Consider the following 21,708-nt stretch of genomic DNA (forward strand, 5'->3'; position numbering starts at 1 on the left):
ACGACACGGCCTACGGCCGCGCGCGGTGCCGGAAGGTGCTCGCGTACCCGCGGGCGAGGGTGAGCAGGGCTGGACCCAGCGGACGCGGGGCGGGTCGCCGGGCGAGCGTCGCGCCGGCGCGCTCCGCGCTGCGCAACCGGTGCCCCTGGAGTGCGATGAGGGCACTGACCATGGGACGGTTGGGCTCCGGGACGAGGTCCACGAGCCCGCGGGCGCCGGCGAAGCCGGACCGCACCAGGCCGGCCTGGTCACGGACGAGCGCGGCCACCGACGCCGGGTCGGGGTCCCGGGCCAGGGCCGCCCGGCTCAGGCCGTGGCGGGCCAGGGCCGCCCGGCTCAGGCCGTGGCGGGCCAGGGCGTCCTCGGGAACGCCCAGCCGCCCGTCCGCGAGGTCCTCGGCCATGTCCTCCAGGAAGTCCAGGCGCTGGGCGGCCTCGATGAAGGTGCGGCAGGCGGCACGGTAGCCGTCGAAGCCGGTGGGCGGCGCGAGCAGTCCCGCGACGAGGAGGAAGGCGGGCAGCGCGTACGCGTCGACGTAGGCCTGGAAGTCGGCCTCGGTGGCGAGGCCGCGCCACTCGGCGTCGGCGGGGGCGGCGACGAGGTAGTCCGCGACGATGCCGCGGAGCGCCGGCCGCCGGGTGACGGTGTGGGCGAGAGCACGCGTCAGCGGGTCCCCCGGATCACCCGCGAGGGCCGCGCGGACCTGCGCCTCCCACGCGGCGAAGGCGCCGCGGCCGTCCGGACCGCGGTCCAGCAGGTTGTCGCTGTGGTGCATGAAGGCGGTGGCCGCGAGGGCGTCGGGGACGAGCGGCGCCGGCAGCAGCAGCCGCACGGCGGCGTACGAGGCCCGGTCGAAGCGCGCCACCAGGCGGCGTTGGGCGGTGTACGCCGCGCGCAGGGCGGGGTCGGTGATGCCGGCCCGGTCGAGGGTCTTCCGCCACCTGCTCATCGCTGCGCCGCTCCCGTCGTCCGCCGGCCGGACGTCAGCCGTGTCGCCACCCGATGATCACCCAAACGCAGAAAAACCCGCAAACTCACTGGCGTGATCCGGTCGAACCATCGCCGACCTGCGTCACCTCACTTCCGGAAGCGGGCAGAAACGGGCGTACTCCGCCCTTGTACGGGCTGACCGCACCGCTCCCCCCGGCGGTATAAATCTCGGACGGGCGGAAACGGGCGGCCGATGCCCGAACGGCCATGACGGAACCGGGACCAGGGAGGTGCGGCCATGCGCGGCGACGAACGGCAGCACAGGATCCTGGCCCTGGTGCGGCAGGCCGGACGGGTGGAGGTCACCGCACTGGCCGCGGACTTCAAGGTGGCACCGGAGACGATCCGCCGTGACCTCAGCGAGCTGGAGCGGCGCGGACTGGTCCGCCGGACCCACGGCGGGGCGTACCCGGTGGAGAGCGCCGGCTTCGAGACGGACCTGGCCCGCCGCGAGACCCACCAGGTGGAGGGCAAGCGCCGGATCGCCGCGGCGGGGGTGAAGCTGCTCGGCGAGGCGGAGACCGTCTTCATCGACGAGGGCTACACCCAGCAGTTGCTGGCGGCGCTGCTCCCCACCGACCGCCCGCTGACCGTGGTGACCGCCTCGCTGCCGACCGCGGCGGCGGTCGCCCAGTCCCCCGAGACCACCGTGCTGCTGCTCGGGGGCCGCGTACGTGGCCGCACCCTGGCCACCGTCGGCTCCTGGGCCACCCAGATGCTGTCCTCCTTCGTCATCGACCTGGCGATCATGGGGGCCAACGGCATATCCCGCGACTTCGGCCTGACCACCCCCGATCCCGTCGTCGCGGACGTCAAGGCGCAGGCGGTGCGCTCCGCGCGGCGTCGCGTCCTGGTCGGGATCCACACCAAGTTCGGCGCCTCGAGCTTCTGCCGGTTCGCGGAGATCGGCGACTTCGAGACGATCGTCACCGACACGGGCCTGCCGGCCCCCGAGGCCCACCGCTACTCGCTGCTCGGCCCCAACGTGATGCGCGTCTGATCCACCGCACCTCCCCCTCCACCCTGCGCGCGAGCCGCCGCAGGTCGCCCCGGCACACCCCGACGCGCCCCGGGCCGCGGGCCCGATGCCGGGATCCCCCTCATAGGAAGGCCTCCCCATGCCCAGGACCGACACCGACCGCGCAAGGGCGCCACGGCGCCGCGCCGCCGTCCGGCTGACCGCACTCGGGGCCTGCACGGCCCTGCTCGCCACCGGCTGCGCCGGCGCGGGTGGCGGCGGAGGGGACGGCGAGGGCGACGGCGCCTCCGTGAACGTCCTCATGGTCAACAACCCTCAGATGCTGGACCTGCAGAAGCTGACCGCGTCGGACTTCACCAAGAGCACCGGCATCAAGGTCAACTTCACGGTGCTGCCCGAGAACGACGTCCGCGACAAGATCAGCCAGGAGTTCTCCAGCCAGGCCGGCACCTACGACGTCGCGTCCATCAGCAACTACGAGGCGCCGATCTACGGCAAGAACGGCTGGCTGGCCCCGCTGGACGACACCGTCGCCAAGGACCCGGACTTCGACCAGGCGGACATCCTGCCGTCGATGAGGAAGAGCCTGACCGGCGCCGACGGCAAGCTGTACGCGGAGCCGTTCTACGGCGAGTCGTCGTTCCTGATGTACCGCAAGGACGTGTTCGAGGCGAAGGGCCTCACCATGCCCGACCGCCCCACCTGGCAGCAGGTCGCCGGCCTCGCGGCGAAGGCCGACGGCGCCGAGCCCGGCATGAAGGGCATCTGCCTGCGCGGGCTGCCCGGCTGGGGCGAGGTGATGGCTCCGCTGACCACCGTCGTCAACACCTTCGGCGGCACCTGGTTCAGCGAGGACTGGCAGGCCCAGGTGAACGCGCCCGCCTTCAAGGAGGCGACGAAGTTCTACGTCGACCTGGTCCGCGAGCACGGTGAGGCGGGCGCACCGCAGGCCGGTTTCGCCGAGTGCCTGGGCGCCTTCCAGCAGGGCAAGACCGCCATGTGGTACGACGCCACCTCGGCGGCCGGGATCCTCGACAGTGCCGGCTCCCCCGTCGCCGGCAAGGTCGGCTACGCCCCGGCGCCCGTGGTGAGGACCGACAGCTCCGGCTGGCTGTACACCTGGGCGTGGGGCATCCAGAAGGCGAGCAAGCACCAGGACGACGCGGCGAAGTTCGTGGCCTGGGCGTCCGGCAAGGGGTACGAGGAACTCGTCGGCGAGAAGCTCGGCTGGGCCCGCGTCCCGGCGGGCAAGCGCACCTCCACGTACGCGAACGCGGACTACCTGAAGGTGGCGGGCCCCTTCGCCAAGGCCACCGAGGAGGCCATCGCCGGGGCCGACCCGCGCGACCCGGGCGTCCAGCCGCGGCCGACGCTCGGCATCCAGTTCGTCGACATCCCCGAGTTCCCCGACCTCGGCACCAAGGTCTCGCAGGAGATCGCCTCCGCGATCGCCGGGCGCACCTCGGTGGACGCGGCGCTGGACAAGGCCCAGCAACTCGCGGAGAAGGTCGCCGCCCAGTACCGGAACGGGTGATTCGGCCATGACCGGTACGTCGAGCGCCGTCACGGAAGGGGTGCGCGACCGGGCACCGGTCCGGGCGGTGGCCGCCCGGACCGCGGGCCCCGGCCGGGCCGCCGCGTGGGCCCGGCGCGCGCCCCTGATGCCGGCGCTGGTGTTCATGGTGGCCGTCACCCAGCTGCCCTTCGTGGCCACGCTGGTGATCTCCTTCATGGACTGGAACGCCCTCTACCCCGACCGGCGCGGCTTCACCGGACTGACCAACTACGCCAACGTGTTCGGCGACGCCGACCTGCGGGCGTCCGTCCTGACCACCGTCTGGCTCACGGCCGGCGTCGTCCTGGTCAGCCTCGTGCTGGGACTGGGCCTGGCGCTGCTGCTGGACCGGCGGTTCCGCGGCCGCGGGCTGGTGCGGACCCTGCTGATCGCGCCGTTCCTCCTGGTTCCGGTCGCCTCGGCGCTGCTGTGGAAGCACGCCCTCTACAACCCCGAGTACGGGCTGTTCAACGGCGCCCTGACCTGGCTGTGGCAGCTGTTCGGCAGCGGACGCCCGCCGCAGCCGGACTGGATCACCTCGATGCCGCTCGGGGCGATCGGGGCCTCGCTGGTGTGGCAGTGGACCCCGTTCATGATGCTGATCCTGCTCGCCGGACTGCAGAGCCGCTCCACGGAGGCCGTGGAGGCGGCCCGGGTGGACGGCGCGAACGCCTGGCAGGTCTTCCGCTTCCTGACCCTGCCCCACCTGCGGCGCTACCTCGAACTGGCCGCGCTGCTGGGCTCGGTCTACGTCGTGCAGAACTTCGACGCGGTCTTCACCCTCACCTCGGGCGGCCTGGGCACCGCCAACCTGCCGTACACGATCTACGAGTCCTTCTACAAGGCGCACGACTACGGCCGGGCCTCGGCGGCCGGCGTGGTCGTGGTCGCCGGGACCATCGTCGTCGCCACCCTCGCGCTGCGCCTGGTGTCGACGCTGCTGAAGGAGGAGTCCTCATGAGCGCCGTGGCCGCGCCCGGTGCGCGCAGGCGTCGTTCCGCCTCCCTGTGGGGGCTGGTCGCCTGGGCCGCCGCCCTGCTGTTCGTCGCGCCGATCGCGTGGATGGTGCTGACCTCGCTGCACAGCGAGACGGACGCCGCCACCAACCCGCCCTCCCTCGGCGCCGGGCTCACCCTCGACGGCTACCGGGAGTTCTTCGGCGCCGCCACAGGCGCCAGCCCGTGGCCCGCCCTGGTCAACTCCCTGACGGCGAGCCTGGTCTCCACCCTCCTGGTGCTGGCACTGGCGATACCCGCCGCGTACGCGCTGTCGGTCCGTCCCGTCCGCAAGTGGTCCGACGTGCTGTTCTTCTTCCTGTCCACGAAGATGCTGCCCGCGGTGGCCGGGCTGCTGCCGGTCTACCTCGTGGCGCAGAACCTCGGGCTGCTGGACAACGTCTGGCTGATGGTCCTGCTCTACACCTCGATGAACCTGCCGATCGCGGTCTGGATGATGCGGTCCTTCCTCGCCGAGATCCCGGTGGCGATCCTCGAGGCCGCCGCGATCGACGGCGCAGGACTGCCGGCCGTCTTCCGCCGCATCGTCATCCCCGTCTCCGCCCCCGGCATCGCCGCCACCTCGCTGATCTGCTTCATCTTCAGCTGGAACGAGATGCTCTTCGCCCGGGTGCTCACCGGTGTCCGTTCGGTGACCGCGCCGGTCTTCCTCACCTCCTTCGTCACCAGTCAGGGGCTCTTCCTCGCCAAGGTCTGCGCCGCGGCCGTCGTGGTGTCCCTGCCCGTCCTCGTCGCCGGATTCGCCGCCCAGGACCGGCTGGTCCAGGGCCTGTCACTGGGAGCCGTCAAGTGAAGGCAGTCGTCATCGCCGAGCCCGGGAAGATCGAGCTCGCCACCGTCGAGGACCCCGCCCCCGGTCCTCGGGACGTGGTGGTCGCGGTCGCGGCCTGCGGCCTGTGCGGAACGGATCTGCACATCCTGCAGGGCGAGTTCGCGCCGACGCTGCCGATCGTGCCGGGACACGAGTTCGCCGGCGAGGTGGTCGCGGTCGGTTCGGCCGTCACGGAGGTGGCGGTCGGCGCCCGGGTCGCCGTCGACCCCTCGCTGCACTGCGGCGAGTGCCACTACTGCCGCCTGGGCCGCGGCAACCTGTGCGAGCGGTGGGCCGCGATCGGGGTCACCGAGCCGGGCGGCGCCGCCGAGTTCGCCGTCGCACCGGTCGCCAACTGCGTGGTCCTGCCCGACCACGTGGCGACCGCCGACGCCGCGCTGATCGAGCCGCTGTCGTGCGCCGTGCGCGGCTACGACGTGCTGCGCAGCCGGCTCGGCGCCCATGTGCTGATCTACGGCTCGGGAACGATGGGCCTGATGATGCTGGAGCTCGCCAAGCGCACGGGGGCGGCGAGCGTGGACGTCGTCGACGTCAACCCCGAACGGCTCGCCACCGCGCGGCTGCTGGGCTGCGACCGCACGGCCGGCTCGGCTCAGGAGATCGCCCGCCCGCGCGGCTGGGAGGTCGTCGTGGACGCCACCGGCAACGCCGCCGCGATCCAGGACGGGCTGCAACGGGTCGGCAGGGGCGGCACCTTCCTGCAGTTCGGGGTCGCCGACTACGCCGCCCGCGCGGTCATCGAGCCGTACCGGATCTACAACGAGGAGATCACCATCACGGGCTCCATGGCGGTCCTGCACAGCTTCGAGCGCGCCGCTGAGCTCTTCGCCGCCGGGGTGCTGGACCCCGGGGTGTTCATCAGCGACCGCTTCCCGCTCACCGACTACCCCCACGCCATCGAGCGCTTCGCGGCGGGGGTCGGCCGCAAGATCCTGGTGCGGCCGTGACCGCGCCCGCCACGCTGGTCGCCGGCGAGGCGCTGACCGACGTGGTCGTGGGACCCGACGGGACGCGGCAGGCCCACCCGGGCGGCAGCCCGGCCAACACCGCGCTCGGCCTGGCCCGGCTCGGGCACCCGGTCACCCTGGCCACGCGCATCGGCCGGGACGCGCACGGCGACGCGCTGGTCGAACGGCTGGTGGAGGGGAGCGTCGCGCTGCTGCCGGGGTCGGTCGTGGACGCCCCGACGTCCACGGCCAGGGCCGAGCTCGACGGGAGCGGCAGCGCCGCGTACCGGTTCGACATCACCTGGGACCTGCCCCCGGTCGGGTCGCTCGGCGTGCCGGGGCACCTCCACACCGGTTCGATCGCCACCGCGCTGGAGCCGGGTGCGGGGCGGCTGCTCGCCCTGGTCGCGGCGGTCCGGCGGCGTGGGCACACCGTCTCGTACGACCCGAACCTCAGGCCCGCGCTGCTCGGTCCGCCCGAGACCGAACGGCCGCGCGTCGAACGGCTGGTGGCGCTCGCCGACGTGGTGAAGGCCAGCGAGGAGGACCTCGGGTGGCTCCACCCCGGTCGGGATCCGGGCGACGTCGCCGCCGACTGGGCGCGCCGCGGTCCCCGCCTGGTCGTCCTCACCCGGGGCGCGGGAGGTGCCGAGGCCCACTGGGCACCGGGGGGACGGCACCGTGTTCCCGCCCACCGGGTGGAGGTCGTCGACACGATCGGCGCCGGTGACGCCTTCATGGCGGGTCTGCTCGCCGGTCTCCTCTCCGCCGGGCTGCTCGGCGGGGCGGCGGCCCGGGGGCGGCTGTCCGCGGCCGCGGACGGCGGTCCCGTGCCGCTCGCGGTGGCCGACGCCCTGGAACTCGCCGCGCGGGTCGCGGCTCTGACCTGCGGGCGGGCGGGAGCGGACCCTCCGTTCCTGGCGGAGGTGACACCCGTCGTGTGATGATCCCGCGGACGGCACTCCCACGCACGAGGGGCGGTACGCCGATGTGGCCGCGGGTCGACGGAATGCGCTCCATGGAGCTCGGCACGCCCGACGCGCTGCGCGACGAGCTGAACTCCCTGGTCCTGGCGGGCAGGAAGACCGCGACGACCGGACTGCTGTCCGAGTACGTCGAGGAGTCCGAGGGGCTGGAGTTCGTCGGCGAGCGGCTGGCCCTGCTGGACCGCGAGAGCCGCTGCGTGGGCGTCATCGAGATCACCGGCGTGGAGGTGACGTCGTTCGCGGACGTGACGTGGGAGCACGCCGCCGCCGAGGGTGAGGGGGACGCCTCCCTCACCGACTGGCGGGCCGGGCACCGCCGTTTCTGGGAACGCGCGGGCACCCCCGTCGAGGACGCGACGTCCGTGGTGTGCCTGGCGTTCCGGCTCGTGACGGCGGGAGGCTGACCGTGCGGCTCCGCATCGAGGCACGCGAGCTGCCCGGCCGCGGCTTCGGCGACCACGCCGGCGTCCACGTCGCCGTGCAGCGCCGCGCCCGTCCCTCGGAACTCCTGGACCTGCGGCCGGGGGACGCCGCGGCGGCGACGTGGGACCTCGACTGCCGGGTCCGTGAGACCCCTGACGGCGTCGACGTCACGGGCCCCTACGTCCAGGGCGGCCCCGGCGCCCGTTTCGTCTACCTGTCCTGGGGCACGGTGGCCGGTGACGGCGGCTTCACGATGTTCCGCCGCGCCAAGCTGATGCTCGACGGCGTCGGGACCGGGACGCTCCGCGAGGCCACACGCTCCGGGATGCTCGTCGGGCGGCTGGGCCTCACCGACGCCAGGGGCGGCCCGCTGTGCGCCGCCGTGCGGCCGCCGCTCATCTCGTGGTCGGCGCAGGCGCCTGACGCGAGGGGCTGAGGAGGACGCGCGAACGGGACCGCCACCCCACCGGTGGGCGCGCCCACGGTCCGCACGACCGCTTCCGCCTTCCCACCGGCGCCGGGCAGTGGTCCCGTTCCGTCACAGGGGGGCTCGGGTCCCTCAGTCCTCGCCCCTGACGATGTTCCATTCCTTGCCGCTGTCGGGCTCCCGCTGCGGCGGATTGCCCCGGCCTTCCTTCACGACAGCAGGCCGGCAGGTGCGTATCTGCTGGTCGCGGGGGATGCGGGTGCTGGTCGGGTGGCCGTTGCGTGTGTCCACGGCTGGGCGCCTCCTCAGGTCTTCTCGACACCGCATACCCGTTCGAACGTGATTTACACCACATAACATTCCCGATCAGGGCATGTCTCTCGGGGACACCCGGCGGGCGCCCGGCGGCCGTCGCGCTGCGCGATGGCCGCGGCACCGACCGTGTCCGCTGCCACGCGGGCGGTCCGTGGGCCGTCGGAATGCGGCTGCCCCGGGCCACGCGGTGGAAACCGCCCCGGGCACCCGTGTTCAGCGGGTGGGGTGCCACTCGGCGAGCAGGACGGTGGCGTCGTCGTCGAGACGGCCGTGCCGGTGCGCCAGGATGGCGTGGACGAGCCGCCGCAGGACCTCCGGGGCGGGGTCGCCGAGCGCGGTGGCGTGCACGACGTACTCGGTGAGGCGCCGCTCGCCGAACTCGTCGCCGCCCTCGGTGCGGGACTCGGTCACGCCGTCGGTGTGGACCAGGACCCGGTCACCGGGTTGCAGCCGTGTGGAGTGGACGGAGCGCGGGCGTCCGCCGCACTCCGGACCGAGGCCGAGCGGCAGGTCCGCGTCGCGCTCCAGGGCGCCGTTGACCACGTGCCGGGCGCGGATCAGCCGTGGCACGGGGTGCCCGCAGTTCGCCCACGCGAACTGGCCGCTGCGGACGTCGAGGTCGGCGAAGACCGCGGTCGCGAACCGGTCCGGGATCCACTCGGCCAGGGTCTCGTCCACGGACTTGACGATCTCGCCCAGGTCGGCGCCGGCGCGCCGGGCCGCCCGGCAGCCGGCCAGCGCCACGGCCGCCACGAGCCCCGAAGCGAGGTCGTGGCCCATCGCGTCGACCACCGTCAGGTGCAGGTGGTCCCCCTGGAGGCTTTGGTCGAAGGCGTCGCCGCCGATCTCGTACGCGGGCTCCAGCACGGCGCTGGAGGTCACCTCGGTCGTGCCGAGGGTCCGCGGCGGCAGGAAGGCCCACACCAGCTCCGCGGCGGCGCTCATCGGGCGGCTGCGGACGAGCCGCAGCATGTCGTCGCCCGCCCCCGCACCGGAGACGATCGCCAGGCCCGTCACGTCGGCGAGCGCGCGGCAGCGGGCGAGCAGTTCGGGGTCGATCCGGTGGGCGGTGACCTCCATGACGCCGATCCGCTCCACGCCGTCCACGAGGGGGAGCCACATCGTGACCCGGTCGTCCCGCTCGCTCAGGCGCAGTGAGACCGTCCGGTAGGCGGCGCCCGCGGGCGTGCCGTCGACGGCCACGGCGCGGCGCGCACCGCAGGCCGGGCCGCCCGGCAGCGGGACGAGCCGGGACTGCTGGACGTCGGCGAGGAGGACCGTCACGTCGTCCAGGCCCACCTCGTGGGCGGCACGTGCGACAGCGGCGCCCCACTCCTCCGGGGCGACCTTGTGCGAGCGCTGCAGGAGCCCGCTCAGCAGGGTGCCGAAGCCGGTGTCGTCCACCGTCACCATCACCTGTCGGTGCGCCGTCCCCGGCCGCGGGCCGGGACGTGGGGCACCTGCCCCGGACACCTCGCCCGAAACATCGCACCGCTCCTGACCTGCAAATGCGTCCAGTCACGCGATGCCGCGGCGACGCGGGCATCCCCGGATCGCCTACAGGCGCCGGTTCCGCAGAACGTCATATTCCAGCAAATCGAGTGCCAATACGGGCGTGCCGCACCTTAACCGGCACCGCGAGGCCCGACGCTTCTCGTGTCCCACCCGTGCGGGTGCCCACGGCACCCGCGGAGACAGGAGTCGATCCATGCGCGTTTCCCGTTTCGTGGCCGCGGTCGGTGTGGCCGTGGCCGTCGTCCTGGGCGGTGCGGCGGGCGCCGGCGCCGTCACGCCGGAGTCCGTCCGCGCCCACGGCACGCACGCCACGCACGGTGACCACGGGCGCGGCCACCACGGCCACCACAGCCACCACGGCAAGCGTCATCACCACCGCTGGCACGGGCACCGGACGCACCGTCACCACCACGTCGTCAACCACCACCGCCGCTGACCCTCGGCCCGATCCGCACGGAAACGCCCCGGGGGCGCCGCTCCGCGAACGCGGAGGGCGCCCCCGGGCGCGTGCGGGGCCGGCGGGCTCAGGCGGTCTGGGCGCTGCGCAGCGCGGCGTACGGGCCGCCTGCGCGGAGCAGTTGCTCGTGCGAGCCCACCTCCGTGATCCTTCCGCCGTCCATGACGACGATGCGGTCGGCGTTGCGGATGGTGGACAGCCGGTGGGCCACCACGAAGACGGTGCGGTTGCGCACCAGGCGTTCCAGCGCCTGCTGGACGAGGGCCTCGGAGCGGGAGTCGAGGGCGGAGGTCGCCTCGTCCAGCACCAGCACACGGGGGTCGCGGATCAGCGCGCGGGCGATGGCCAGGCGCTGCTTCTGGCCGCCGGACAGCCGGGCGCCCCGCTCGCCGACGACCGTGGCGAGACCGGCCGGCAGCCGCTCCACGAACTCCAGGGCGTTGGCGGCCCGCAGGGCCTCCCGTACCGCCTCCTCGGGGACGCCCGGCATGCCGTACGCGACGTTCTCCCGGATGGTCCCCTCGAAGAGGATGGACTCCTGCGGCACGACGGACACGAAGCGGCGGTAGCTGCGCAGGTCCAGGGTCTCCATGTCCGCCCCGTCCAGCAGGATCCGGCCCTCGGTGGGGCGCAGGAAGCCGATGACGAGGTTGAGGACGGTCGACTTGCCGGCCCCCGAGGCGCCCACCAGCGCGATGGTCTCGCCCGGGCGGACGGTGAAGGAGAAGTCGCGCACCGAGTGGTCGGCGGCGTCGTCGTAGGTGAATCCGACGCCTTGGAAGTCCACCCGCCCGCGGACGGCGGCCACCTCGGACTTGCCCGCGTTCTGCTCGAGGTCGGGCGCCTGCAGCACCTCGCCGACCGAGCGCACCGACTCCAGTCCCTTGCTCACCACGGGGGTGAGGCTGAGCAGGGTGGTCACGGCTGCGGTGAGGGCGGAGAAGTAGGTGGTCAGCATGACGACGTCGCCTGGGGTGACACCGAGCCAGCCGTGGTACGCGGCGAGCGCGGAGCCGAGCAGGCAGCAGGTGCCCAGGACGTTGAGGACGATCCAGGCGAGGGAGCCGAAGCGGCCGTTGAGCCGGTCCAGACGCAGCCCCGCGGTGAGGACCTGGCTGAGCGTGCCGTCCACGCGGCGCAGCGCGGTGGACTCCAGGCCGTGCGCGCGCGTGATGGGGATGAGTGTGGTCATCTCGGTGACCCGCGAGGAGAGTTGCTCGACCTCCTGGCGGAACGATTCGTTGGACTCGCGCAGCCGCCCCCGCAGCCACATCACCAGCGCGGACGTCGCGGGCACGACGACCAGGAAGACCGGCAGGAAGGACGGTGCCTGCACGGCGATGACCACCAGCGCGCCCAGCAGCGTGGCGAGCGCGGACAGGCCCATGTCGCCGGTCTGCTGGACCGCCTGCTCGATGGCCTCGACGTCCCGGATGACCTTGGTCTGCAGGACCGCGGAGTTGACCTTCGCGTGGTAGCCGATGGAGAGCTGCTGCATGCGCTGGCACAACGCGGAGCGCAGCCGGGTGCCGGTGCGGCGGGCGCTGCCGTACCAGCAGCGCACGTAGAGCAGGTGGAAGGGGTAGTTGAGGACCAGCATCAGCAGCAGCACGCCGGTGCCGAGCAGCATGCCCGACAGCGGCCGGTGCTGCACGATGACGTCGATGATCTGCGCGGTGACCAGCGGGGTCAGCCAGATCGGGGTGTGCTTGACCATGAACGCCAGCACGGCCAGGGCCAGTCGGCCGCGGTCGTGCCGGAAGAGGTAGGCGAGGGTGCGGATCGGGTGCTCACCGCGGTAGCGGTGGTCGAGCGGGCCGTGCGGCGACGCCATGCGGGGACTCCGGGTGCACGAGGGCGCGGGGTGATGAGACGGCACTGGCTCATCGTCCGGTCACCGCGGAATCCTAGGCTGTGAGCGCTCCCAGGGACACCGTCAGGGGGGCGCTGACGGGTCCCGGCCGACTGGGGGGCCGGTCCGGGGGCAGACGGTGGGGGAAGGGGCGGCACGAGGGCGCGCCCCCGGACCACTGGGAGGGACGATGCTGGCCATCGTTGCGGCCGTCGTCTTCGCGGTCGCGTTCATCATCAACGCCACCGGGACGGCGACGGAGGCCGTGTTCACGCCGACGAGCCTGCTGCTGGTCGGGCTGACGCTGCTCGCCGCGCACCTCGGCGGGGTCGGCTCGGGCGCGGGCGCCCGCTGGTCGGGGTACCGCCGGCGGCGGCGCTGAGCCCTCCGGGGAGGGGGACGACCATGACGTACCGCCGAGATGACGCGCCCGAAGGCGCGGCACGGCACCGCCCGGGCTTCAGCAGTCCGGGGTTCTCCACCTCGGCCGACGGCCCCGGCCCGGGCACCGACCCCGGCACCGGGGACGGGGTCGGGGTCGGGGACGGAGACGGCGGAGCCGTACCGCCGCCCCCGCCGATCCCGGAGTACGAGGTCCCGGAGCCGGAGGTCGGGGTCGTCGCGGAGCCCGGTTTCGAGTCGCCGGGTTTCGAGTCGCCCGGGTACTCCAGTCCGGACTTCGCCAGTCCGGACTTCACCGGCCCCGGTCCGCTGGGCGGCGCGGACCCGGACGGCCAGGGGTCATGACGCGGGCGGCTCCGCGGCCGCCGTCGCCGGCGGGGCCGTGACCTCCATCCGGGCCCGGCTCTCGGCGATGAGCTGCCGGACGTTCCGCTCGACCTCCTCGGGGTCGAGGCCCAGGGCCCGGCCTATGTGCGCGGTCCAGACCTCGGAGCGCACGTTCGTCTCGAAGGCGAGGTCGGCGCGGATGTTGTCACGGGCGGCCTGGCGGTTCTGACTGACCATGACGAAGGTGGAGAGGAAGATCGCCTCCAGGCTGACGATCATGGTGAGCAGCCCGAAGGGGTACGGGTCGAAGACCGCGCCCGGCCCCGCGAGCCCCTGGTTGAGCAGGATCCAGACCGCGAACCAGACGATGTGGACGTAGACGAAGGCCATCGAGCCGGCGAAGGCGGTGATCGCGTCCGCGACCCGGTCCTGGGCACCCCTCCCGCGGGCGAAGACGACCCGTTCGTGCGGGGAGCGGACGAGCGGGCGCGGCGGCGAGGGGACGGCGGGGCCGTCGGAGGGGGAACTCATGGCCCTCATCCTGCCCCCGGCGCTCCACGGCACCGGCACCGGGAACCGGCGGGGGAAGAAACCGCACCCTTCCCGTGTTGGCATGGGCGGATCAAGAACCGCCCGAAAGGAGGCGAACCGGTGAAGGTACGTGCCTCGCTGCGCTCCCTCAAGAACGCCCCCGGCTCGCAGATCGTCCGCCGTCGCGGCCGCGTCTACGTGATCAACAAGAGGGACCCCCGCTTCAAGGCCCGCCAGGGCTGAGCCGCGGACCGGGCGCCGCGCACCGTCCCATGACGGCGCGCGGCGCCCGTCTGCGTCTGCGTCCGCGACCGGGTCACCGGGGCGGCGTCAGGGAACGCAACAGCAGCAGCGCGATGTCGTCGGTGCGCCGCCGGCGCTCGGCGGTGAGGGCGAGCACGCCGTCGGCGACCCGGTCCAGCGGCAGCTCGCCGGCCACGGCGAGGTGGTCCGAGAGGTCCGACAGTTCGGCGTCGACGTCGGTCCCCGGGCACTCGACCAGCCCGTCGGTGTAGAGCATGAGCACCGAGCCCGGCGGGAACGGGAACTCGACGGTGCGGTAGACCGCTTCCGCGTCGATGCCCAGCAGCGGGCCCTGCGCGAGGTCGAGCGCCCGCACATGGCCACCCGGTTCCCGCAGCAAGGGGGCCGGGTGGCCCGCCCCCGCCGCCATAGCCCGCTGCCCGTCCGGGTCGAGGTGCAGGTAGATGCAGCTGGCGAGGAGGTCCACGTCCAGGTCCAGCAGCAGCCGGTTGGTGCACTCCATCACCTGGCCGGGGGACTGCCCGACGGCGGAGTACGCCCGGACCGCCGTGCGGACCTGGCCCATCAGGCCCGCCGCGGTGACGTTGTGCCCCTGCACGTCGCCGATCACCGCGGCCGCCCGGTCCCCCACGGACAGCAGGTCGTAGAAGTCGCCGCCGATGTCCATGCCCTCGGTGCCCGCGAGGTACCGTGCCGCGGCCTCCAGGCCGGGGAGCACCGGCAGGGTCCGCGGGAGGAGCGCGGACTGCAGGCCGTGGGCCAGCCGGTGCTTGGCGTCGTAGAGCCGCGCCCGTTCCAGGGCCTGGGCGATCAGGCCGCCGAGGCTGGTCAGCAGGGCCCGCTCGTCGGCCCCGAAGCGGTGCGGTTCGGGATATCCCAGCACGCAGGTGCCCACGGGACGGCCGGAGGCGATGAGCGGGAGGTAGGCCCACGCCGCCATGCCGTCGGCAACCGGCGGCCGGTCGGGGAAGCGCTCCCGCATCTCCTGCTCGGACTCCAGGAACGCCGGCGCACCGCTGGCCAGCACCTGGGCGGCGGGCACCGGCGCCGACATCGAGATGCCGTCGTACCGGTCGACGACCGACGGATCCCGGTAGCCCCGGTGGCCGAGCACGCGCATCCTCCCGGCCTCCGGGGCGACCATGGCCACCACCCGGCTGCCGACCGCGGGCATGATCTCCTCGGCGACCAGGTCGATCACGTCCTGCACGCAGACGGCCTCCGTGAGTGCCCCGGACAGGTTCACGAGGTGGGAGATGGCCACCAGTCCGACCGCGGGCTGCGTCACGCCGTGCGGGCCGCCGGGCACCACCGGCGCCTGCGCCACCGGGCCGCGGGCCGGTGAGATGCGGACGCTGACGCCGTTGCTGCTGGGATGGAGCTGGAAGGTGAGCCAGTCGCCCGGCGGGCGCAGCGCGGTGAACGAAGTGGGCTGCCGGCTGATCAGCGCCGCGCGGTGCCGTTCCTGGTGCACGGGGTCGTCGAGCCAGGGCAGCGTCCGCCACAGCGTGTGCCCGAGCAGCTTGCGCACCGGTACGCCCAGCCGGCGGGACGCCGCCCCGTTGGCGTAGGTGACCCGCCCGTCGAGGTCGAGGGAGCACAGTCCCTCCGGCAGCCGGCCCACCATGCGCACCGCCTCGACCGCCGAGGAGACCCCGGCGACCGGGGCGCCGATCGTCACATGCTGCCCGCGCCGGACCGGCCGGCCCGCGGCGGCCTCGTGTTCCAGGTGCCGGGCGAGCCGGTCGCAGGCGGTGACCAGGTGCTCGCGCTCCCAGTCGGCCAGCTCGGGCGGATGGGCGCCCGGCCAGGTGACGAACACCGAGCCGAAGGCGGCGCCGGCGGTCTCGACGGGCAGTGCGGCGAGGGTGAAGGGGTACGGCAGGACGAGTGCGATCCGCGGGTACCGGCGCGCCATCTCCTCCTCGCCGCCGACCCAGACCAGCCGGCGTTCGCGCAGTGCCTCCGCCACGGGGATCGGGGCGCCCAGCCCCACCCGTTCCCACGGTGCGGCGAAGGCGCGCGGCAGGCCGGCCATGACGGCCATCTCCAGCACCGGCTCGCCGGGGGCGAGGAGGTAGATCCCTCCCGCGTGCGCCCGCACGCCGTCCATCATCGCGAACAGCGCCGGGGCCAGCAGGCCCTGGTCGGTCCGCTCCCCGGCCTCGGGGTGCGACGGAGCGGAAGGGAACCCGTCCGGCACGGGTATCACCTCCTCCGCCTCTTCCCGTCCAGACTGCCTCCGGGCCGCGGACCGCGCATGCGGGAGACGTACGGCCCCGGGCGGAGGCGTGTGGCCATCCGGCAGCGGCGCCCAACTCCCTTGCCTCTGCGGACAGATGACATGCGGCGTTTTTGTTCGAACCTCTTGGCGTTCGACTGGCCCGGTGCTTCAATGTGGCTCTGTTAGGAAGGTTTCCTAACTTCTGACCCACGGAGTCACCCGTGCAGATCCCCCCACACCGTCATGCACGCACCCTCCCCCGCCGGCGCGCCGTCCTCTATGCGACCGCCGCCCTGACCGCGGGCGTCCTGGCCGTCGGCGTCGGCTCCCTGGCCTCGGCCGCGCCGGGGCAGCCGGCCGCCGCCGCCGCGGCCGCGGCCGGCGTCGGGCTCGACGACCCGCACAAGAAGGACATCGCCATGCAGCTGGTGTCCAGCGCCGAGAACTCCTCGCTCGACTGGAAGGCCCAGTACAAGTACATCGAGGACATCGGCGACGGCCGCGGCTACACCGCGGGCATCATCGGCTTCTGCTCCGGCACCGGGGACATGCTCGAACTCGTCGAGCTGTACACCGATCGCAAGCCCGGCAACCCGCTCGCCCGCTACCTGCCCGCGCTGCGCCGGGTCAACGGGACCGACTCGCACAGCGGCCTCGGCTCCGGCTTCGAGAGCGCCTGGCGCAGCGCCGCCGCCGACCAGGCGTTCCAGCAGGCGCAGAACGACGAACGCGACCGCGTCTACTTCGGCCCCGCGGTCCAGCAGGCCAAGGCGGACGGGCTGCGCGCGCTCGGCCAGTTCGCGTACTACGACGCGATCGTCATGCACGGCCCCGGCGAGGACAAGGTCAGCTTCGGCGGCATCCGCAAGACCGCCCTGTCCAAGGCCAGGACCCCCGCACAGGGCGGCGACGAGACGACGTACCTCCACGCCTTCCTCGACGCGCGCAAGGCGGCGATGAAGACCGAGGAGGCGCACAGCGACACCACCCGGGTCGATACGGAACAGCGCGTCTTCCTCAACAACGGCAACCTCGACCTCAACCCCCCGCTCAAGTGGAAGGTCTACGGGGACAGTTACACCATCAACCAGTGACGTCCCCGCGCACGCCCCTCCGGGCGGTCTCCCCGACCGGGGGGAGGCCGCCCGGAGCGGTGCCGGGCCTGGATCCGGGCCCGGGCCCGGGCCCGGGCCTAGCCGAGCTCCAGGCTGGTGACGCCGTACATGCCGGTCAGGTCGACGTCGGGGACCGGGCCCGTGTACATGCGCGCGGCCTCGAACACGGGTGCCAGACCGAGGTGTTCCACCAGACGCACGGCCGCCTCGTTGGGCTCGGGGACGTCGATCACGAGGGGCTCCCCCGGTGTGGTGCGGGCCAGCCCCATGAGGAGCGCGAGGGCGACCTTCCCGGACGAGGCGTACAACGGCCCCACACGGGACGGGCCGCGGGCGGCGCGCAGCACGCCGAGGCCCTGCAGGCGGCCGTCGGCGACCGCCGCGAGGGCGGTGCGGTCCGGAAGGGTGATCCAGGAGGCGAGGAAGGCGTCGCGCGCGGCGGGGAAGAACCGGCGGTCGTAGCGGGCCAGTTCGGCGAATCCGACGCTCCTGGCGTCGATCAGGGCGACGCCGCCGGGCATGACCCCGCCCGACGGCGTGCCCTGGTAACGGATGTTCCGCCAGGCCGTGCTGAACCCCGACCTGCGGTAGTTCTCCTGTTGCGCGACGACCCCGTCGAGGCCGACGTTGCGGCCGGCGAGGTGGTCGAGTCCGGCGCGCCAGACCCGGAACCCGTAACCCTGGCCGCGGAAGGGCGGCCGGGCGATGTAGAGGCCGACGAAGCCGAAGTCGGCCCCGTAGCGCACCGCGGAGACCGAGGCGACGGGTTCACCGTCGAGCCTGCCGAACAGGAAGCCGGCCGGATCGGCGGGGAAGAAGGCCTGCCCGTCGGACCTGCCGGGGTTCCATCCCTCGTCGTCGGCCCAGTCGGAGAGCCGGCTGATGTCCTCGGCGCCGGCGGAGGAGACGTGGAACGCGGTCATGGAGACCTACCTCTGGAATCGGTTGCCGGGAAACGGTGACGGGCACCGGGGGCGCGAAGGCGCCGGGGACACCGCGCGGGTGCGGGCGATGAGGAGGGTGACGTCGTCGGGGGGTGTCGCGCTCGGCAGGGTGCCGAGCACCGCCGAGCAGAGGTCGTCCAAGCGCAGCCCGGGCCGGTCGAGGGCGCGCCGCACGCGCTCCATCCCGGTGTCGACGTCGTGCCGGCGGTCCTCGATGAGGCCGTCGGTGTAGAGGGCAAGGAGGCTGCCCTCGGGCAGGTCCACCTCGGCGGCCTGGTACGGGGGCATCCCGAGGCCGAGCGGTGTGCCGTTGGGCAGGTCGAGGAAGGTGACGCCGCCTCCGGGGTGGCGTACGGCGGGCGGCGGGTGCCCGGCCCTGGCCATGGTGCAGCGGCGGGAGGCGGGGTCGTAGACGGCGTACAGGCAGGTGGCGCTCACGGAGGCGGCGTGGAGGCCCTCCCCCTCCTCCTCGGCGAGGCGGATGATCGCCTGGTCGAGGTGGGCGAGCAGCTGTTCCGGCGCCAGGTCGAGGTCGGCGAGCGTCCGCACCGCCGTCCGGAGCCGGCCCATCGTGGCCGCGGCGTCGATGCCGTGGCCGACCACGTCGCCGACCACGAGCGCCACCCGGTCGCGCGGCAGCGGGATCACGTCGTACCAGTCACCGCCCACACCGTCCTCGAGGTCCGCGGGGAGGAAGCGGGAGACCACGTCCAAGGAGGGGCCGCCGCACACCCGGCGCGGGAGCAGGCCCCGCTGGAGGGCGAGGGCCGTGGCGCGCTCGTGCGTGTAGCGGCGTGCGTTGTCCAGGCTCAGCGCGGCCCTGGCGACCAGTTCCTCGGCGAACAGCAGGTCGTCCTCGTCGAACGGCCGCGGGTCGTCGGTGCGCAGGAACAACACCACGCCCAGGACGACGCCGTGGGCCCTGAGCGGCAGGATCATCAGCGAGTGCATCCCGAACTCGTCGATCTTCCCGGCCCGTGCCGGGTCCCGGCTGAGCCACGAGGAGGCGGTGTCCAGCGCCGGTTCGAGCAGCGAGCGGCCGGTGGACAGGACGCGCTTGAGGGGCGAGGACGACGGTACGTACACCACGTCGCCCACCCGGGAGACCGCCTCCGGCGCGCCCTCGTGGACCGAGGCCAGGCCCGCCCGGCGGAACACCGGCAGGTAGTCGCCGTCCGGGCCGAGCCGGGACAGCGGCTCCTCACCGAGCCGCAGGGTGTCCGCGAGGTCGACGGTGACGTAGTCGGCGAGGCACGAGACGGTGAACGCGGCCAGTTCCTGCGCGGTGCGCATGACGTCCAGGGTGGTGCCGACGCGGGCACCGGCCTCGCCGAGCAGCGCCAGGCGGTCACCGGGCCGGTGCCCGCCCGTGATCCGCAGGACGACCAGGCACACGCCCATCGGCCGGCCCGCCGTGTCCTCCAGGCGGATGCAGGAGACGGAGTACGCCCCCTCAGCGCGCACGCCGTCCACCGCCGGCACGAGGTACTCGCGGCCGGTGACGGGAGCGCCCGTCGCCAGCACCTGGCGCATCACGGCCTCCAGCGCGCGTGCCCCGGCGGGCAGCGCCGCGTCCGGACGGCGTCCCAGCCGTCGCTCCCGCGGGATGCCGTCGTAGTCCTCGAGCGAGTCATTGACCCACGTGCACCGCAGGTCGGTGTTCCAGAGGGCGAGGCCGATCGCCGAGGGGGCGAGTGCGGACCCCAGCGCCGCCCCGGTGACGCCCACCACCCGCTGGAGGAGGCCGGCCAGGTCGATCGGTGCGGGTGATGCCATGTCGCGTCGGTCCTTCGTCTGGGCTGCGGGGATGTGCAGGCGCCCGGATCCGGCCGGTGAGGGTGGCCGGATCCGGGCCGAGGGGGGCTCAGCGCCCGAGGAGGTCCGCCGCGCGTTCGGCGATGGCGTAGACCGTGGCGGCGATGTTGCCGGAGGGGATGGTGGGCATCACGGAGGCGTCGGCGATCCGGAGGCCGTCGATGCCGTGCACGCGCAGGTCCGTGTCGACGACGGCGAGGTCGTCGATGCCGATCCGGCACGTGCCGACGGGGTGCATGTACGAGGCCAGGGTGCTGCGCGCGTAGGCCCGCAGGCCGGCGTCGTCCTTCACGTCGGGCCCGGGCAGGACCTCGTGCGCACGCCATCCGTCGAGGGCGTGCGCCCGGCCGATCTCCCGTGCCAGGAAGAGCGCTTCGACCATCGTGCTCAGGTCGCGTTCGTCGCCGTAGTAGTCCGGGTCCACCAGGGGCAGGGCGTCCGGTGCGGCGCTCGCGAGCCGTACGGTGCCGCGGCTGTACGGCCGCATCGGGGAGACCGCGATCCGGTACCCCTGCCCGTCCGGCACGTGGGGCGCGGGCGCGCGGCCCGGCGCGTCGGCCAGGAGCACCTGCACGTCGGGGTCGCGGATGCCGAGCCGGCTGCGGACCAGGCCGACGGCCTCGCCGTGGTTGTTGGTCCCGGGCGGAACGGGCCGGGCCGCGCGGTGGACGACGTCGGCCAGGGGGTGGTCCTGCAGGTTCGACCCGACGCCCGGCAGGTCGAGGGCGACGTCGACACCCATGTCCCGCAGGTGCGCCTCCGGGCCGACGCCGGAGAGCATCAGCAACTGCGCCGTACCGATGGTCCCCGCGGTGAGGACGACCTCGCCGCGGCACCCGACCGCGACGGTGCCGGTACCGGTGCGGTCGGCGTGCCCGTACTCCACCCCGACGCACCGGCCGTCGCGCAGGAGCAGGCGGTGGGCCAGTGCACCGGTCACCACGGTCAGGTTGGGGCGGTGCCGGGCGGGGGTGAGGTAGGCGTCGGCGGCGCTCTGCCGCCGGCCCCCGACGATGTTGAGGTCGCTCCAGCCGAAGCCCTCCTCCAGACCGCCGGCGATGTCGGCCGCCCGCCGGTACCCGGTCTGGGTCGCCGCCGTCAGGAGCGCGGCCACGACCGGATGGGGCGGGCTGGCGGGTCCCACGGTCAGGGGGCCGCCGACGCCGCGGAGCACGGGGTCCCGCCCGGGGGCGTTCTCGCTGCGCTTGAAGTACGGGAGCAGGTCGTCGAAGCCCCAGCCCTTCGCGCCGCCCGCGGTCCACGCGTCGTAGCCGGAGCGGTGACCGCGCACGAAGGTCATGGCGTTGATGGTTGACCCCCCGCCCAGGCCGCGGCCGCGCGCGAGGGGGGTGGTGGTGCCCGTGGCGGACTGCCGGACGGTGGTGCCGCCCCAGTTCGCGGGCGTCCCCAGCAGCGTCGGCCAGGCAGGCGGCGACGCCGCCGCGGCTGGTGGCCGGTCTCCGCCCGCCTCCAGCAGGAGCACGCGCGCGCCGCCTCGTTCGGAAAGGCGCGCGGCGAGCACGCTGCCCGCGGTGCCGCCGCCGACGACCACGTAGTCGTAGCTGTCCGTTATCGCATGCATGGGTCACCTCTGACCGGCCACGTCCGGCGTTTCCAGTGATAGCCCGAATCGGCTAACACCGGACACGATAACCCCAACCACTCATAGCCGAACAAGCCGCCAGTTATTACACCTATTACGAATCGATATGGGCAGATCCCGGCAAATCCCTCATGTCCGCCCAGTCCGTGAGCCGCGCCTGCGGGCGCCGGTCCGCCGAGGATCGGCCCG

The 21,708-nt window shown here is 73.7% G+C and carries 22 protein-coding genes; 13 read left to right on the forward strand and 9 right to left on the reverse strand.

From position 1 onward, the window contains the following. Positions 1-10: 10 nt before the first annotated feature. The gene (locus PV410_RS20270; RefSeq protein ID WP_500326405.1) at positions 11-949 is read right to left on the reverse strand and encodes a squalene/phytoene synthase family protein; all 939 of its coding nucleotides are present in this window, start codon (positions 947-949) and stop codon (positions 11-13) included. A gap of 279 nt (positions 950-1,228) precedes the next feature. Between PV410_RS20270 and PV410_RS20275 the strand changes: the two genes are divergently transcribed. From PV410_RS20275 to PV410_RS20310, 8 genes are all read left to right on the forward strand, one after another. Beyond that, entirely contained in the window at positions 1,229-1,990 is a 762-nt protein-coding gene (locus PV410_RS20275; RefSeq protein WP_500326407.1) for a DeoR/GlpR family DNA-binding transcription regulator, read from the forward strand. A 118-nt stretch (positions 1,991-2,108) separates the two neighbouring features. Then, positions 2,109-3,503 carry an ABC transporter substrate-binding protein gene (locus PV410_RS20280; protein WP_500326409.1) on the forward strand — a complete coding sequence of 465 codons (1,395 nt, stop codon included), beginning with the start codon at positions 2,109-2,111 and terminating at the stop codon, positions 3,501-3,503. A 7-nt stretch (positions 3,504-3,510) separates the two neighbouring features. After that, entirely contained in the window at positions 3,511-4,485 is a 975-nt protein-coding gene (locus PV410_RS20285; protein ID WP_500326411.1) for a carbohydrate ABC transporter permease, read from the forward strand. Next, positions 4,482-5,333 carry a carbohydrate ABC transporter permease gene (locus PV410_RS20290; RefSeq protein WP_500326412.1) on the forward strand — a complete coding sequence of 284 codons (852 nt, stop codon included), beginning with the start codon at positions 4,482-4,484 and terminating at the stop codon, positions 5,331-5,333. Before PV410_RS20285 ends, PV410_RS20290 begins: the two co-directional genes overlap by 4 nt. Next, positions 5,330-6,319 carry a zinc-dependent alcohol dehydrogenase family protein gene (locus PV410_RS20295; protein ID WP_500326414.1) on the forward strand — a complete coding sequence of 330 codons (990 nt, stop codon included), beginning with the start codon at positions 5,330-5,332 and terminating at the stop codon, positions 6,317-6,319. The genes PV410_RS20290 and PV410_RS20295 overlap by 4 nt, the downstream gene beginning before the upstream one ends. Next, on the forward strand, positions 6,316-7,263 hold the full coding sequence (locus PV410_RS20300; RefSeq protein ID WP_500326416.1) for a carbohydrate kinase family protein: 948 nt from the start codon (positions 6,316-6,318) through the stop codon (positions 7,261-7,263). Before PV410_RS20295 ends, PV410_RS20300 begins: the two co-directional genes overlap by 4 nt. Positions 7,264-7,337: 74 nt before the next feature. Next, the gene (locus tag PV410_RS20305; protein WP_500326417.1) at positions 7,338-7,709 is read left to right on the forward strand and encodes an ASCH domain-containing protein; all 372 of its coding nucleotides are present in this window, start codon (positions 7,338-7,340) and stop codon (positions 7,707-7,709) included. 2 nt (positions 7,710-7,711) lie between these two features. After that, positions 7,712-8,164 (forward strand): DUF5990 family protein, encoded by a 453-nt coding sequence (locus tag PV410_RS20310; RefSeq protein ID WP_500326419.1) that lies wholly within the window; start codon positions 7,712-7,714, stop codon positions 8,162-8,164. A 123-nt stretch (positions 8,165-8,287) separates the two neighbouring features. On the opposite strand, the gene PV410_RS20315 is transcribed toward PV410_RS20310, so the two are convergent. After that, on the reverse strand, positions 8,288-8,446 hold the full coding sequence (locus tag PV410_RS20315; RefSeq protein WP_179279708.1) for a hypothetical protein: 159 nt from the start codon (positions 8,444-8,446) through the stop codon (positions 8,288-8,290). Between the two features lie 237 nt (positions 8,447-8,683). Continuing rightward, positions 8,684-9,883: a PP2C family protein-serine/threonine phosphatase gene (locus tag PV410_RS20320; RefSeq protein WP_500326421.1), complete on the reverse strand. Its 1,200-nt coding sequence runs from the start codon at positions 9,881-9,883 to the stop codon at positions 8,684-8,686. A 295-nt stretch (positions 9,884-10,178) separates the two neighbouring features. Here PV410_RS20320 and PV410_RS20325 point away from each other — a divergent pair, with 295 nt between their 5' ends. Beyond that, entirely contained in the window at positions 10,179-10,421 is a 243-nt protein-coding gene (locus PV410_RS20325) for a hypothetical protein (RefSeq protein ID WP_500326423.1), read from the forward strand. A gap of 88 nt (positions 10,422-10,509) precedes the next feature. On the opposite strand, the gene PV410_RS20330 is transcribed toward PV410_RS20325, so the two are convergent. Then, positions 10,510-12,276, reverse strand: a complete 1,767-nt coding sequence (locus PV410_RS20330; protein ID WP_500326425.1) for an ABC transporter ATP-binding protein — start codon at positions 12,274-12,276, stop codon at positions 10,510-10,512. A 208-nt stretch (positions 12,277-12,484) separates the two neighbouring features. On the opposite strand from PV410_RS20330, the gene PV410_RS20335 reads away from it, so the two are divergent. Next, on the forward strand, positions 12,485-12,676 hold the full coding sequence (locus PV410_RS20335; protein ID WP_499515636.1) for a hypothetical protein: 192 nt from the start codon (positions 12,485-12,487) through the stop codon (positions 12,674-12,676). Positions 12,677-12,699: 23 nt separating this feature from the next. Next, positions 12,700-13,041 carry a hypothetical protein gene (locus PV410_RS20340; protein WP_500326427.1) on the forward strand — a complete coding sequence of 114 codons (342 nt, stop codon included), beginning with the start codon at positions 12,700-12,702 and terminating at the stop codon, positions 13,039-13,041. On the opposite strand, the gene PV410_RS20345 is transcribed toward PV410_RS20340, so the two are convergent. After that, positions 13,036-13,554 carry a DUF1003 domain-containing protein gene (locus PV410_RS20345; RefSeq protein ID WP_500326429.1) on the reverse strand — a complete coding sequence of 173 codons (519 nt, stop codon included), beginning with the start codon at positions 13,552-13,554 and terminating at the stop codon, positions 13,036-13,038. The genes PV410_RS20340 and PV410_RS20345 overlap by 6 nt on opposite strands. A 120-nt stretch (positions 13,555-13,674) precedes the next feature. On the opposite strand from PV410_RS20345, the gene ykgO reads away from it, so the two are divergent. Then, positions 13,675-13,797 (forward strand): type B 50S ribosomal protein L36, encoded by a 123-nt coding sequence (ykgO, locus tag PV410_RS20350; RefSeq protein WP_018562490.1) that lies wholly within the window; start codon positions 13,675-13,677, stop codon positions 13,795-13,797. Between the two features lie 73 nt (positions 13,798-13,870). On the opposite strand, the gene PV410_RS20355 is transcribed toward ykgO, so the two are convergent. After that, positions 13,871-16,021, reverse strand: coding sequence for a SpoIIE family protein phosphatase (locus PV410_RS20355; RefSeq protein ID WP_500326431.1), 2,151 nt, complete (start codon positions 16,019-16,021; stop codon positions 13,871-13,873). A 242-nt stretch (positions 16,022-16,263) separates the two neighbouring features. Between PV410_RS20355 and PV410_RS20360 the strand changes: the two genes are divergently transcribed. Further along, a complete protein-coding gene (locus PV410_RS20360; RefSeq protein ID WP_500326433.1) occupies positions 16,264-17,136 on the forward strand; it encodes a chitosanase in 873 nt (290 codons plus the stop codon). Positions 17,137-17,234: 98 nt separating this feature from the next. Here PV410_RS20360 and PV410_RS20365 read toward each other — a convergent pair whose 3' ends face one another. The 3 genes from PV410_RS20365 to PV410_RS20375 form a co-directional block, all read right to left on the reverse strand. Next, positions 17,235-18,080, reverse strand: a complete 846-nt coding sequence (locus PV410_RS20365; protein WP_500326435.1) for a GNAT family N-acetyltransferase — start codon at positions 18,078-18,080, stop codon at positions 17,235-17,237. Positions 18,081-18,086: 6 nt separating this feature from the next. After that, positions 18,087-19,877 (reverse strand): SpoIIE family protein phosphatase, encoded by a 1,791-nt coding sequence (locus tag PV410_RS20370; protein WP_500326436.1) that lies wholly within the window; start codon positions 19,875-19,877, stop codon positions 18,087-18,089. Between the two features lie 88 nt (positions 19,878-19,965). Beyond that, on the reverse strand, positions 19,966-21,498 hold the full coding sequence (locus PV410_RS20375; protein ID WP_500326437.1) for a GMC family oxidoreductase: 1,533 nt from the start codon (positions 21,496-21,498) through the stop codon (positions 19,966-19,968). Positions 21,499-21,708: the final 210 nt, after the last annotated feature.

The organism is Streptomyces sp. PA03-5A, assembly GCF_033792725.1.
GTDB lineage: Bacteria > Actinomycetota > Actinomycetes > Streptomycetales > Streptomycetaceae > Actinacidiphila.